The sequence below is a fragment of the Actinobacillus porcitonsillarum genome, from assembly GCF_003101015.1.
Lineage (GTDB): Bacteria > Pseudomonadota > Gammaproteobacteria > Enterobacterales > Pasteurellaceae > Haemophilus_A > Haemophilus_A porcitonsillarum.
On the sequence record NZ_CP029206.1, the window covers coordinates 1,187,359 to 1,201,525 of the forward strand.

Below are 14,167 nucleotides of genomic sequence, written 5' to 3' on the forward strand. Positions count from 1 at the left end.
TGTACAACTGCTACCTAATATCAAAATAATTAAACCCTTCTTACCATCAGCAAGAAATAAGTCCCCCCAATCAGCGTTGCCACTAAACCGGCCGGCACTTCATAAGGGAATAACATCTGTCTGCCTAGCCAGTCGGCAAACACCATAATCAAACCGCCTAGAAGGGCTGAGATTAAAATCTGGGAACTCGCTCGGTTTACGCCGAGAAAACGGGCGATATGTGGGACGAGCAAGCCGATAAAACTGAGCGGTCCGATAATCAAAGTCGCTAACGCCGTCAGTAATGCGGTAAATAAAATCAAAATCCAGCGAGTGCGTTTTAGGTTTAGCCCTAAGGCTTGTGCCATCGGGGCTTGTAATGCCAATAACTCAAGCCAACGGCTGAAAATCAAGCTAATCCCTAGTAGAACAAGGCTTATCAAGAAAAACGGCACGGCAAGATCCGCCCCGATTTGTTGGGTCGAACCCGATGTCCACGCAATCAGTTGGTTCGCTCTTGGATCGCCACTGGCAATAGCAATGCGTTGCAAAGTATCAAACAATGCCGACAGGCTGATCCCTGTGAGTAGCACCTTTTCGGGCAACATTCCGTTGCGTTGGTTGATCGCTGTCAGCACCAACAGAGCCACAACCGCCCCTGCGATACCTGCCAGCCAATACCATTCCGTTTGAGCCGAGCCGGCAAGGAACAGCACGGCTAAAATCCCCATACTGGTGCCGGATGACACGCCGAGCAATTCAGGGCTTGCCATCGGGTTTAGGGTTAAGCGTTGTAATAACACGCCAGCCACAGCCAATAAAATCCCAACAGCAAGGGCGGTCAAAATACGTGGGTAACGTAGCTCGACAAGCGGTGCGTAAAATTCGTTAAATTCCAATACATTCCAACCGCTTGTGCCTTTGCCTAATGCGAGTGCAAGCCATAGCACGAGTGCGAAAACAAACACAATCGGTAGTAAGGTGTAGCGATGAAAACGGCGAGATAGGCGAGTTGATGTTTCTGTTAAACGCCCCGTATTTGACAGCGAACGGAACATCAGCCACAGCAGTAACGGTGTGCCAAGCAGAGCCGTTACCGCCCCCGTCGGCAAGTTAATCCCTTTAAAATGGGCAAGCAGTTGTAGCAGTAAATCCGTGACCGCCAGCAGTAACGCCCCACCAGCAAACGCCCCGAGTAATTGCCATTTCAGCGTTCGCACACCAAGCTGGCGAATAATGGTGGCGGACGCTAACCCGATAAAACCGAGCATACCGACACAACTTACCACCGCTGAAATCATATAAGCACTGATAAATACCCCGAAAAAACGCAGTCGATTAACAGGCACACCAAGGCTTTGGGCATTGCTGTCGTTTAAGGAAAGTATGGTGAGCGGACGAAGCAACATTGCAATTAATCCGCCACAAATCACCGCTTGTATTGCCAAAAATTGCGGGTCTCGCCAGCTCTCTTGTGCCAAAGAGCCAGCCCCCCATTGTGCCAAGCCCCGTGCTTCTTCAGGGTAAAACAACATCATCAAGGCGGAGAATGAACCGAAATAGAGATTAACCACCAAGCCAGCCAAAATCAGCAACAACGGCGACATTGTTTTTCGCATTGCTAACGTCAAAACCAAGATCAGGCTTAAACCAGCCCCGACTAACGCAATGGCACTTGAACTTATGTCTAGCCAATTCGGTGCAAAAATAGCGGTAATAAACAGGGCAAACTGCGAGCCGGCACTGATCCCAAGCGTATTATCGGAAGCCAACGGATTTGCCATCACTTGTTGCAACAGCAAACTTGCCAGACCGAGCATTCCGCCAGCCAATAACGCAATGGCAATGCGAGGCAAGGTGTAGCTTTGAATTAACAAAATATCGAGATTGTCACTGGCTTGAAACAGACTAACAAGGGATTGCTGTTCAGGCAGTTGCACGCCGAGTAGCCACATTATCAGCCCGATAAAACAAGCGGACAGTAGAACAAACAACATCTGTGGACGATTTACCATTGCTCGCCTCCGTGAATTAAGCCGTTTGCCAGCACTTCCGCAAAGCGTTGTGCCGATGGAATAGCCCCGAATGTCCAGACTTCAGGCAAAATCAGCGGATCTTTTGCCATTGCCAATTTTTGCCATAAGGTGTTGTATTTCAAAGCAGAACCGATATTTGACGGATAGGGTTTAACCACGACAAAACGGCTCTCAGGCGGTAATTTCGCCAGTTGGGTCACGTCTATAATCTCAAATCCCCAGTTGTTGTGATTGCCTTGCCAACCGTTTTTAAAACCAAGTTGCGACAGCACCGCTCCAAACGGACTATTTTCTGCATAAACTCGCAGGTGACGTGTGTCGATAAACTGCACCAACAGCACAGGACGATCAGTAAAGGGTTGTACAAGCGGTCGAATTTCAGCAATTTTTTGCCAATAGTGATTGAGTAACTGTTCCGCTTGTTCAGGCTTTTCAATAATATCGGCAATTTGCTGAGTGGCTTCGACCACATTCTGCCACGCATCGCCTTCTTTATAGAAATCGACCAAATGCACCTTGCCGAATTTTTCCAACATCGGCGTGGCAGACGCATAAAATGAAGAGTTGATAAACAGCAAAGGCTGAGCGTCTAGCTGTGTCGAGAGTTGCCAAAGCTGTTCGGGGTTCGGTTGCAAACGAATACCGAGATCGAGCGTATTTTCAGGCAGTTTTGGTTCAGATACCCAGACTTTGTAATTTTTTGCATCACCAACGGCTTTGGGTTGTTCATCAAGGGCGATTAAGGTTTCAGCTACCGTCCAGTCCAATGTCGCTAGACTAGGTTGCGGTTCACTTGCGGATAGGGTGTTTGCAAAAAAGAGGGAGAAAGTGACCGCTTGTAGCCATACTGTGAGCTTTTTTAGGTTTATCATCTTAATAAAAACTCACAGGTCTGCCCGTTTCAGGGTGGTTGATCACATTCAGCTCAATCCCATAAATCGCCTTTAAAGATGGGGTATTGATAATTTGTTGAGAATTGCCTTCAGCAAGTAACTTGCCACTGTGCAGAGCGACAAGATGATCGCAGTAGCGAGAAGCAAGGTTAATATCGTGGATCACAATGATCACGCCTAAATTCAGCTCTCGGCTCAGTTGCTGGATCAGTTCCATTACTTCCACTTGATGAGCAATATCTAACGCCGCCAAAGGTTCGTCTAACAGTAAAAATTGACTTTGTTGTGCCAGCAACATTGCCAGCCAAATACGAGAACGTTCGCCACCCGATAACACATCGACTAGCTGATCGGCAAATTTTTCCGTATGTGTCAGAGCTAAAGCACGCTCAATCGCCTGCTTGTCTTGAGCCGTTTGACGACCAAAAAGCCCGTTCCACGCATAACGCCCCATTGCAATTAGCTCTTTTGCGGTTAAGTTGGTGGCTTGTGGAAGATGTTGTGGAAGATAAGCGACACGTTTGGCAAACTCACGGTTTGACCAAGCGTCAAGCGGTTGGTTATCAAAAAGAATTTCACCCGATGAAAGCGGTTGCTGTTTGGCAAGCAATTTGATTAAAGTGGATTTGCCTGAGCCGTTATGCCCGATCAATCCATACACTTTTCCTTGTTCAAATTGCACCGAAATCGGCTGTAACAGCGTACGATTTGGAATGGCAAAACTTGCCTGTTTAACCACAAACATAAAAATCCGAGTGAAATGTAAAACCTAAAATAGGTAATTATTCTAATTGTAAATTATTCTCATTAAAACAGGTTTTACATTTCTTTGCGAATTAATGATGAGTTTGCTGTTTAATTACGCAATTTTAGCTATGCTATTTTTCTTTCCAATAACCGAGCCATTCTTTTAGGAATAGCATAATATTGTCCATTGCGCCCGATTGTGGGACAAAATACATAAAATTAATATACTCAGAAGGCGTTTTCCCATAACCAACACCTGCGGGTAATACGTGAAAACCTTGTTGTTCAAACAAAAGTTTGGCTCGTTGCATATGCCAATTTTGAGTAACAAGAATAATAGTATTGATGCCTTCTTTTTCTAAGATATCTTTCGTATATAACGCATTTTCTTTTGTCGTTTTTGCCTGGCTCTCAATCCATTTTGTCGGGACATCAAAAAACTGTTTAAATTCCTTGGCAATGATTTCAGCTTCTGAATTTCCATTTGGTGCCGAGCCTGTTGCTAAAATGGGTAATTGTGTTTCTTTATGTAAGTACGCGGCATAACGCATACGTTCTAGCTCATTATTTGTAACCGTTAGTTTTCCGTATAACTCGTTGCTATCACGTAAACCACCACCTAACACAACGATGGCTTGTGCTTGGCGATAATCTTGTAGTGTTAAAGTGTTTTCTTTGACTAAAGAGTTGCTTAAAAGCGTTGCCATAAACGGCGTGCTAAAGAGATAAAGCAATGCAATGCCAAGAATAGTCAAACTTCGGCTGATTTTTTTGTAATGCAAGCGGTAAAAAATCAGAGATAAAATCCAAATTACCGCAATGTTAAAAGGCGGAAGTGCCATTGCCGTGAGAATTTTTGTGAGATAAAAAAGCATAACGATCCTTTTAATTTTTTTAGCGTATTTTGCGTGATTTATTGCTAAAATGCACCATTATTTTTTATCCCTTAATTAAGGGAACAGTTTTGGCTCGGATTTGTCTTATAGGCGTTTACTTTTTTAGGATTTTATTTACATATGAACCCAGTACTTCTATCTTTAAAACAACAATTAAAACAAATTGAAGAGTGCATCATTGATAAAAATGATGTGCTATATTTTGACTATCCTTTACATCTTAATGTCGGTGATTTACTGATTTACGCCGGCACAGAGCAGTTTTTTAAAGATTATCAAATCAATATTCGTTTACGCCGTTGCTTACAAGCATTTGATTTAGCCGAAGCCAAAAAATATGTTAATAAAAATACAACGATTTTGTGCCATGGCGGTGGTAATTTTGGCGATCTTTATCCAAGTATTCAAAAAATGCGTGAAGATATTGTGCGTGAATTCCCTAATAATCGAGTGATTTTATTACCTCAAACAGCGCATTTTTCAAATGATGAGGCGATGAAAAAATCAGCGGCAATTTTTGCTAAACACCCTGATTTACATTTGTTTTCTCGTGATACAAAAACTTTTGAACTCATGAAAATGCATTTTTCTGATAAGGTTAAATTGTCGCCAGACATGGCTCATCAACTTTATGGAACTTTACCGCAAAAAGATTTAAGCCAAACCAATGGGCAAACACTTTATTTTTTACGTAAAGATATCGAGAAGAGCCATATTGAAGCTGAAATCCAAGCGACTTTACCAAATTTAGATAATGTAAAAGATTGGGAAGATATTTTATTACCAAGTGATATGAAATTTGAGCTTTGGTGTAGCCGTATTTCAAAGTTAGCAAATCGCTTCCATTTAGCGTTTTTGAAAAATAAAATTAATGATTTATGGTATCAACATTCAATGCAAGTGATTCAACGCTGTCAAACGATTTTTTTAAGTTATGATCGTGTTGTAACAAGCCGTTTGCATGGGCATATTTTCTCTTGCTTGTTAGGATTGCCAAATGAGGTATGTGATAACTCATATGGTAAAAATACGGGTTACTATAATCAATGGACGAAAGAAATTTCTTATACGAAATTATATGAAAAATAATCGACAACTTATTACGCTTATTGCGGTAACTATATTAAGTATGGGGCTAACGGTCGTGAGCTCCTTTATACTTGCACGCTTTCTTTCTGTTGATGATCGTGGCGCGCATCAGCTCTTTATTACAACAGTCTCTTATGTTGTGACGCTTTCCACGGGAGGTGTCGGGTTTGCTTGTGCGTTGTCTATGCGTAATAAGCAGTATTTAGGTTGGCGATTTTATTTTCTTTGCTTTTTGATTTTGAGTGCTGTTGTTGCTGCATTAAGTTGCTTATTCTTTGATTTTACGGCATTTGAATTTCTCTTTATTCTCAATGTTTTACTGACCGCGATTTTAACGATTACGCTTGAAAAAAGTAAAATTGAACCGACATTAAAGGTTTATCGAGCCCTCACTTTTCAGCAACCGGTATTGTTGGTGCTGGTTTATGGTTTAGGTTATTTATTTTTAGGTGAGCAACCGCTTGAAGTAGCAATTTACCTTTTAACGCTCTTCAGTGCTATTCAAGGCATTGCTTGTTTATTTTATTTAACAAAATTAGAACGCCAGTTTGTAAAAACGCATGATGTCACTGAAATTGATCGAAAATTCTTTCTTAAAACGTGGTTTAAGCAGAATTTGTATCAAACTTTTGGGGCAACGACTTCCAGTATTGATAAATTTTTAATTGTGTCTTTATTAGGAAATTATGTTTTAGGGCTTTACACGGTTTGTATTATTTTTGATTCGTTAGTCACGAAATTTATCAATATGTTAAGTGACTATTATTATTCAGGATTGTTGAATCATGTAAATCGACTTAAATCGGTACTCATTATTGTATTTTTAATGAGTGTTGCGGCAATTATTTTAGTGCCATTATTAGCAGAGCCCGTGATTCGCTTTTTCTTTAGTGCGAAATATGTTGAAGTTGCTCCGGTTTTAATTTTGTTTATTCTAAATTCTATTATTGCGGGCTTATCATGGATCTTGTCGCAAAATATGTTGTTACAAGGTAAACAAATTTTATTAGCAACACGGCAAGTTATTTCCTTAGTGATTTTTGTTGGATTATTCTTCTATTTAAAAGAATATCAATTATATGGTGTAGCTTATGCCTTTATTGGGGCAAGTATGACCCGTTTAATTATTTCAATCGTATATTATTTTAAATATCCGGTGAAATTATCAAAAGCAGAGTAAAAATGAAAAAATATTTAATTTCTTTAGAAAAAGATGTGCAAAGACGTGAGCTCTTTTTCTCTCAACCAGACACACAAGATTTTCAAATCTTCAGTGCAATCAACACAATGAGTTTATCATCAGAAGAATTGGAAAACATGTTTGATGTCACTCAATTTGAAAAACATTACCACCGAGCCGTTACCAAAGGTGAAATTGGCTGTACCATGAGCCATTTAAATGTTTATCAATGGATTGTTGATGATGAAAGCATTGCTGAAGAGGATTACGCTTTAGTTTGTGAAGATGATGTACTCTTTTCGGCAAATTTTAATGAAAATTTGACCGCTTTATTAAATGAAAAACTGACGGCAGATATTGTATTAGTCGGACAATCTAAAATCCCTACTTTTGATGATGTTGAGTTAAGTATAAATTACCCAACAACCTTTAAATGGATGCAGAAAAAGATTGGGCAAACAGGCTATTTTTACGCCTATCCTTATAAGAATTATTTTGCTGGAACAGTGGCTTATTTAATAAAAAAATCAGCAGCTCGCCGTTTTCTAATGGAACAACAAAAAACGTTACCTTTTTGGTTGGCTGATGATTTTATTTGGTTTGGCGAAAAATTCGATATGGATATTTTGGTAGTACGTCCGTTAATGGCAATTGAAAATCCAACATTAGTGAGTAATTTAGAAGCATTACGTGGTTCACTCAATAATAATATGCTGAAGAAATTATTGAAATTTCCATTGAAAAAGCTTCTTGCAATTAAGAGAAACCTATAATGTCCGCTTTAGTCAATTTATTTTATTTATATGATCCTTGGTTTTTCCATGTGATACGTATGAGCTTGCTATTCGGCGTTGTTGCTATGTTATGGTTCGGCTATAAATGGTATAACAAAGCACAAACGCAATTTGTGATTCCGGTGGATAGTTTAATGGTTAGCCTTGCCTTAATTGTTTTATCGGTTATCCCTCTTCTCGTGAATGGCACACGAGAATTCGGCGTTATCAGTATGTATGTCAAATCCTTTATCGTATTTTGCTTTGGTATAGTGATTTACAACGTCTTTTATTTAAATGCTGAAAACAAGCCACAACTTATGCGTGATTTGAATATCGGTATTTCTGTTCAAGGTGTTATTGGTATATTAGCGCTACTCGGAGTGCCGTTTGTGGTGGATTTAGCGATTAATACAAACTCTGTGATGGGGGGACATTTACCTCGTTTTATTGGTTCTGAGCAAGAATACCGCCTTTATAATTTAACTTCATCGGCATTTTTCCCATTAAGTGCTTTTTATTTAATGTTGTTACATTTTATTTTAGCGGTACATGCAAAAACTAAGCCACTTAATAATGTGTATCTCTTTTTATTACTGTGTATCGGATTAATTTCAGGGCGTACATTTTTAATTTTTTCAGCGGTAAGTATTTTTATTTATTTCCGTATTCGTTATATTCCGGCACTTGTTGCATTTGGGTTATTATGTTTAGGTTTAGCTTATTTTTACCCAACGCATCCTTACGTTGAACATGCTTTAGAGCCGTTGATTAATTTATTTCATGGTAATAATTTGAGTTCATCGACAGATACGCTGTTAAATAAACATTTATTTATGCCGGAATTAAAACAACTAATGATGGGCGATGGTTTATATTATCAACCAAATGGTTGGAGTTATTACGGTGGCTCTGATTCAGGCTTTATTCGTCAAGCATTATATGGTGGTGTAGGTTATATTGTCGTTTGTTTCTTATTTACGGCTTATTTTGTAAAACGTATAGCAGATAATTGGTTTAACGGCAGTTGGATTTATATTTTATCAACACTGTTTTTACTTAGCGTATTGAATATCAAAGCAGATACTTATGCTTATCCGGGGCTAATGACGACCTTTTTAATGTTTATTTCTTTATTTGGAAATAACGGAAAATTAAAGATCTTTGAGAGAAAATAATGTTTAGTATTATTGTGCCTTCTTATAATCGTAATGCAGAAATTCCCGCATTATTGGAAAGTTTAACGCAGCAAACGGTTAAAAATTTTGAAGTCATCATTGTTGATGATTGTTCTCCTCAACCGCTCAAAGTCGATCAATCGTATGATTTTGAGGTAAAAGTCATTCGCAATGAAAAGAATAAAGGTGCTGCAGGAAGCCGTAATGTCGGGGCAGAAAATGCTTCGGGAGAGTGGTTACTTTTTCTTGATGATGATGACCGTTTTGCGGATAACAAATGTGAGTTATTGGCGAAAGCCATTACAGCACAACCCGACAGCAATTTTATTTATCATCCGGCAAAATGCGAGATGGTTAATGAAGGTTTTAGCTATATCACAAAGCCAATGACACCGGAGCTCTTAACGCTAGAGAATATTCTCTTAGCGAATAAAGTGGGCGGAATGCCGATGATTGGAATTAAAAAAACGTTTTTCGAACAGCTGGGCGGGTTAGCGACAGATTTAAAATCGTTGGAAGATTATGAATTTGTATTGAAAGTTGTTTCAAATGCAGAACTCAAAGCGATTTTTGTCGATCAGCCACTCAGTATTTGTGGATTCCATACAAAACGAGCCAGTGTTTCAACCAATACAACAAATACAGAAAAAGCGATTGAGCAAATTCAGCAAAAATATGTCAAAACACCAGAACAGCAAAAGCATTTTGCACTTAATTCGCTTTATATGTTGGCTTATCCGTGTGCGATGAATTTATCACGCCAAGCGGCAAGTTATTATTTTAAGATGTTTAAAATAAGTCATAGTTTCAAACATCTGATTATTGCGTTAGTGACATTTATTTCACCTAAGTTAGCAATCAATATGAAAAGGTTTATTTAATGAAATTTTCGGTCTTAATGTCGTTATATACGAAAGAAAATCCTCAATTTTTACGTGAATGTTTTGATAGCTTGAAAACACAGACGGTGCAAGCGGATGAAGTTGTTGTACTGTTTGATGGACCCGTTACTCCTGAACTAGATGCTGTTGTGCAAGAGTATGAAACACAATTACCAATTAAAGCGGTTCGTTTTCCTCAAAACCGAGGCTTAGGAAAAACACTCAATGACGGGCTAAACTATTGCTCACATGAGTGGGTTTTCAGAATGGATACCGATGATATTTGTGTACCAGAACGTTTTGAAAAACAAGTCGCTTTTATTGAACAAAATCCTGAGACCATTATTTTTGGTGGGCAAATTGCAGAATTTGGCGAACATATTCAAGATATTGTTGCCTATCGCAATGTGCCAACCGATAGCAAAGAAATCATTAAATTTACCCGCTTGCGTTGTCCATTTAACCATATGACCGTGGCTTATCAAAAATCGAAAGTATTAGAGTGTGGTGGTTATCAAGGGCTACAAGAAGACTATACGCTCTGGATAAAAATGGTTGCAACAGGGCTAAAAGTGGCTAACTTACCTGATATTCTTGTGTATGCTCGAGTAGGAAACGGTATGGTTGGTCGCCGCCGTGGTATGGGACAATTTAAATATGAGTGGGAACTTTACAAACTCAAAAATCAATTGCATATCCATGATCCACTAAGTGGCTTTGCAATTTTCTTAATGAGAGCTATTCCAAGAATTTTACCATTAGGTATGTTGAAAGCAGTTTATGGTCTATTAAGAAAATAAAACAAAAAATCGCTATAACCTCAAATGTTATAGCGATTTTTTGTTTTTTTATTGATTTTTTAGAATTTCATTCATCAATTGAATATCAATATGGCAATAGCCATTTGGGTTTTTATCTAAATAATCTTGATGATACTCTTCTGCCGGAAAGTAATGTTCCAACATCTCATTTTCGACTGCAAGTGGCTCAGCATACTGTTTTTGTAACTCTGCTAAAGCATGATTGATGACGGGAATATCTTGTGGATCAACATAGTAAATCCCTGTGCGATATTGAATCCCTTTATCTTCCCCTTGTTGATTCACACTCACTGGATCGATGACTTTGAAATAATAATCCAATAATTTAGCTAAAGAAATTTTATCTGCATCGTAAGTGACTTTAACCACTTCAGCATGACCACTACCGGCACAAACATCTTGATAGCTCGGATTATCCGTATTGCCATTGGCGTAGCCCGATTGAGCATCAATTACACCATTGATACGTTGCATAAAGGCTTCGGTTCCCCAAAAGCAGCCGCCTGCTAAATAAATCTCATGGATATTTGACATAGTTTCCTCATTGGTAAAAGGTAAATTAAATTTGACCGCTTACTGAAACAGTAAAACGTTTTTCTAATAAAATATAAGTGCCTTGAATAATCCAGCCTACGCTAATAGCAAAGAGCAGTGTACTCACCCCAAAAGTGCCGCCTAGAAATATACCAAAACCGCAGACACTCACTTCAATTGCCGTTCTTACTTTCCCTACATTCCAGCCATATTTCTGGCAAATTCCCACCATCAATCCATCACGAGGTCCGGCACCTAATTTACAAGAAAGGTAAAATGCTGTACCCACACCAAAAATGAAAATACCGAGAAGCATAAAACTGATACGAGTAAATATGGCTTCTGGCGAAGAGAGAACTCGGGTGGTGAGATCAGCAAAAAACGCGATAATTAAGATGTTGAGTATGGTGCCAAGCCCGAAACGCAATTTGAATGGAACCCAAAGTAAAAGAACAACAACGCTAATAAGTGCAATAGAAACACCTAATGATATGCCTGCTTGTAGTGCAATCCCTTGTGAAAGCACAGTCCAAGGTGCGTTACCGAATTGCGCTAACACTAATAATCCTTCCCCAATGCCCATGCTTGCCATAGCAATAGAGATGATGGCGAGATTGAGCCATTTTACTTCCCATTGATGAGAGGCAGCCCAAGGCATGAGAGGAATCGGTGTTTTTTTCGACATACGGTGTTTGGTTATAACGGAAAATCATGTAAGCAATATAACATACTCTTTTTAAACTGTTATAACATTTTCATCTAAGTTATAGAAGCAGAGAAGTGCATTGTAAAAAAGCGTTAAAATTTTGAGGCATATCTCTCAAAATTCACAAAAAGCACAAGATTTTTTTTGTAAAAATCTGTATAGTTACGGAACTTTTTTCTAGGCTCGTTTTTTGAGGTAAAAAACGATTAATTTTTTCTTTTGAGGTTATTTTATGAGTACGTTAAACAGCCTGTTAGGTATTGTTGTGCTTTTAGCGATTGCTTTTGTGCTTTCAACCAATAAAAAAGCAATTAATTACCGTACCGTATTTGGTGCATTAGGTTTACAAATCGGTTTAGGCGCATTAGTGCTTTATGTGCCAATTGGTCGTCAAGCTTTACAAGCATTAGCGGATGGAGTGAACAATGTTATTGGTTACGGTTTTGAAGGGATTAAATTCGTTTTCGGTGGCTTAGCCAGCGATAAAATTTTTGAAGTAATGGGCGGAGATGGTTTTATTTTCGCTGTACGTGTTCTTCCTTCTATTGTTTTCTTCTCTGCTCTTATTTCTCTCCTCTATTATATTGGCGTAATGCAAGTTTTAATTAAAATTATCGGTGGTGCATTACAAAAACTCCTTGGTACTTCAAAAGCAGAGTCAATGTCTGCTGCTGCTAATATCTTTGTTGGTCAAACAGAAGCTCCGCTTATTGTTAAACCTTATATTAGCAAAATGACTCAATCTGAATTATTCGCTGTAATGTCAGGTGGTTTAGCGTCTATTGCAGGTTCTGTAATGGCGGGTTATGCAGGTATGGGCGTGCCATTAACTTATTTAATCGCAGCTTCATTTATGGCGGCACCGGCAGGTTTATTATTTGCGAAAATCTTATTACCACAAACTGAACAATTCAACGATGATATGACGAAAGTTGAACTAGAACAGCCAGCAAACATTTTAGATGCTGCGGCTGCAGGTGCAGGTGCTGGTATGCAACTTGCATTAAACGTGGGTGCAATGTTAATTGCATTCGTAGCGTTAATTGCATTATTAAACGGTATGCTTGGTGGTGTCGGTGCTTGGTTCGGTATGCCTGAATTATCATTAGGCATGGTTTTCGGTTGGGTATTTAGACCGCTTGCATGGGTAATCGGTGTGCCTTGGGAAGAAGCACATATTGCAGGTCAAATGATCGGAACGAAATTAGCGATTAATGAATTCGTAGGATACTTAGAGTTCTCTAAATATTTAAGTCCAGAATCAGCAATCCAATTAACCGATAAAACCAAAGCAATTATTACCTTTGCACTTTGTGGTTTCGCAAACTTTAGCTCAATTGCAATTTTAATTGGTGGTTTAGGTGGTATGGCGCCAAATCGTCGTGGCGATATCGCAAAATTAGGGATTAAAGCGGTTATCGCAGGTTCGCTTGCAAACTTAATGAGTGCGACCATTGCAGGTTTATTCATTGGTTTAGGCGGTTCGGTTCTTTAACCGAACTTAACTAGATAAAACACCACTGGCAACAGTGGTGTTGTTGTATCTGAGGCACGGAAACGTTTGCTTGATTGTGCCTGATTATAATAGGAGGCTCATCATGAGCTTAAAAGATTCAGCGAAAACAGCGTTGTCATTGATGGACTTAACCACCTTAAACGATAACGATACTGATGAAAAAGTGATTGCCCTTTGCCAACAAGCGAACACCGCTTTTGGTACACCGGCAGCGGTTTGCGTTTATCCTCGCTTTGTACCGATTGCTCGTAAAGCATTAAAAGAAACCGGCATTTCTCATGTAAAAATTGCCACGGTGACTAACTTTCCGCATGGGAATGATGATATTGATATTGCAGTGGCTGAAACGAAAGCCGCTGTTGCTTACGGTGCTGATGAAGTCGATGTCGTTTTCCCATATCGAGCATTGATGGCAGGGAATGAAGAGGTTGGCTTTGAGCTGGTTAAACAATGTAAAGCGGTCTGTTTTGCTCAAAATGTTGCATTAAAAGTGATTATTGAGAGCGGCGAATTAAAAACAGAAGCGCTAATTCGTAGAGCGAGCGAAATTGCAATTCAAGCCGGCGCTGATTTTATTAAAACCTCAACCGGTAAAGTGCCGGTAAACGCAACACTTGAATCGGCACGTATTATGTTAGAGACTATCCGTGATTTAAATGCCACCGATAAAGTGGGCTTTAAAGCTGCCGGTGGTGTAAAAACCAGTGAAGAAGCTGAGCAATATCTTGCATTAACGGCTGAAATTTTAGGAAAAGATTGGATTAACCCAGCGCATTTCCGTTTTGGTGCTTCAAGTTTATTGGCAAATCTTTTAGCCACGTTGAATGACCAACAAGCTAAAGTGGTTGCTGGGTATTAAGGTAAATTCCCCTCTCTCTGCCATAGATTTCTGAACGAAGCCTATGGCTGTCTCTCTCCCACAAGGGGAGAGAGTAAAA

General features: G+C 39.2%; 14 protein-coding genes. 8 read left to right on the forward strand and 6 right to left on the reverse strand.

Going from position 1 to position 14,167, the window contains the following annotated elements; genetic code table 11:
- Nucleotides 1-29 precede the first annotated feature (29 nt).
- The 4 genes from fhuB to DDU33_RS05885 all read right to left on the reverse strand — a co-directional run bounded on the left by fhuB (nt 30) and on the right by DDU33_RS05885 (nt 4,530).
- Entirely contained in the window at nt 30-1,994 is a 1,965-nt protein-coding gene (gene fhuB / locus DDU33_RS05870; RefSeq protein ID WP_108923709.1) for a Fe(3+)-hydroxamate ABC transporter permease FhuB, read from the reverse strand.
- Nucleotides 1,988-2,887, reverse strand: coding sequence for an iron-siderophore ABC transporter substrate-binding protein (locus tag DDU33_RS05875; RefSeq protein WP_244175302.1), 900 nt, complete (start codon nt 2,885-2,887; stop codon nt 1,988-1,990). The genes fhuB and DDU33_RS05875 overlap by 7 nt, the downstream gene beginning before the upstream one ends.
- A gap of 1 nt (nt 2,888) precedes the next feature.
- Entirely contained in the window at nt 2,889-3,653 is a 765-nt protein-coding gene (locus DDU33_RS05880; RefSeq protein ID WP_108923711.1) for an ABC transporter ATP-binding protein, read from the reverse strand.
- A 133-nt stretch (nt 3,654-3,786) separates the two neighbouring features.
- Nucleotides 3,787-4,530, reverse strand: coding sequence for a YdcF family protein (locus tag DDU33_RS05885; protein ID WP_108923712.1), 744 nt, complete (start codon nt 4,528-4,530; stop codon nt 3,787-3,789).
- 141 nt (nt 4,531-4,671) lie between these two features.
- On the opposite strand from DDU33_RS05885, the gene DDU33_RS05890 reads away from it, so the two are divergent.
- Genes DDU33_RS05890 through DDU33_RS05915 form a run of 6 tightly spaced genes read left to right on the forward strand, consistent with a single transcriptional unit; the run spans nt 4,672 to nt 10,452 of the window.
- Nucleotides 4,672-5,640: a polysaccharide pyruvyl transferase family protein gene (locus DDU33_RS05890; protein ID WP_005820282.1), complete on the forward strand. Its 969-nt coding sequence runs from the start codon at nt 4,672-4,674 to the stop codon at nt 5,638-5,640.
- Nucleotides 5,630-6,820, forward strand: a complete 1,191-nt coding sequence (locus DDU33_RS05895; RefSeq protein WP_108923714.1) for a lipopolysaccharide biosynthesis protein — start codon at nt 5,630-5,632, stop codon at nt 6,818-6,820. Before DDU33_RS05890 ends, DDU33_RS05895 begins: the two co-directional genes overlap by 11 nt.
- A gap of 2 nt (nt 6,821-6,822) precedes the next feature.
- The gene (locus DDU33_RS05900; protein WP_108923716.1) at nt 6,823-7,593 is read left to right on the forward strand and encodes a glycosyltransferase family 25 protein; all 771 of its coding nucleotides are present in this window, start codon (nt 6,823-6,825) and stop codon (nt 7,591-7,593) included.
- Complete coding sequence (locus DDU33_RS05905) at nt 7,593-8,771, forward strand: hypothetical protein (RefSeq protein WP_108923718.1); 1,179 nt, start codon at nt 7,593-7,595, stop codon at nt 8,769-8,771. Before DDU33_RS05900 ends, DDU33_RS05905 begins: the two co-directional genes overlap by 1 nt.
- The gene (locus DDU33_RS05910; protein WP_108923720.1) at nt 8,771-9,652 is read left to right on the forward strand and encodes a glycosyltransferase family 2 protein; all 882 of its coding nucleotides are present in this window, start codon (nt 8,771-8,773) and stop codon (nt 9,650-9,652) included. Before DDU33_RS05905 ends, DDU33_RS05910 begins: the two co-directional genes overlap by 1 nt.
- Nucleotides 9,652-10,452, forward strand: a complete 801-nt coding sequence (locus DDU33_RS05915; RefSeq protein ID WP_108923722.1) for a glycosyltransferase family 2 protein — start codon at nt 9,652-9,654, stop codon at nt 10,450-10,452. Before DDU33_RS05910 ends, DDU33_RS05915 begins: the two co-directional genes overlap by 1 nt.
- A gap of 48 nt (nt 10,453-10,500) precedes the next feature.
- On the opposite strand, the gene msrA is transcribed toward DDU33_RS05915, so the two are convergent.
- Together msrA and yczE are read right to left on the reverse strand one after the other, a co-directional pair.
- On the reverse strand, nt 10,501-11,007 hold the full coding sequence (gene msrA / locus DDU33_RS05920) for a peptide-methionine (S)-S-oxide reductase MsrA (RefSeq protein WP_108923724.1): 507 nt from the start codon (nt 11,005-11,007) through the stop codon (nt 10,501-10,503).
- Between the two features lie 25 nt (nt 11,008-11,032).
- Nucleotides 11,033-11,692, reverse strand: a complete 660-nt coding sequence (gene yczE, locus DDU33_RS05925; RefSeq protein WP_005820289.1) for a membrane protein YczE — start codon at nt 11,690-11,692, stop codon at nt 11,033-11,035.
- Between the two features lie 253 nt (nt 11,693-11,945).
- Here yczE and DDU33_RS05930 point away from each other — a divergent pair, with 253 nt between their 5' ends.
- Complete coding sequence (locus DDU33_RS05930; RefSeq protein ID WP_108923726.1) at nt 11,946-13,208, forward strand: NupC/NupG family nucleoside CNT transporter; 1,263 nt, start codon at nt 11,946-11,948, stop codon at nt 13,206-13,208.
- A gap of 103 nt (nt 13,209-13,311) precedes the next feature.
- Nucleotides 13,312-14,088: a deoxyribose-phosphate aldolase gene (gene deoC, locus DDU33_RS05935; RefSeq protein WP_108923728.1), complete on the forward strand. Its 777-nt coding sequence runs from the start codon at nt 13,312-13,314 to the stop codon at nt 14,086-14,088.
- The last annotated feature ends 79 nt before the right edge of the window (nt 14,089-14,167 follow it).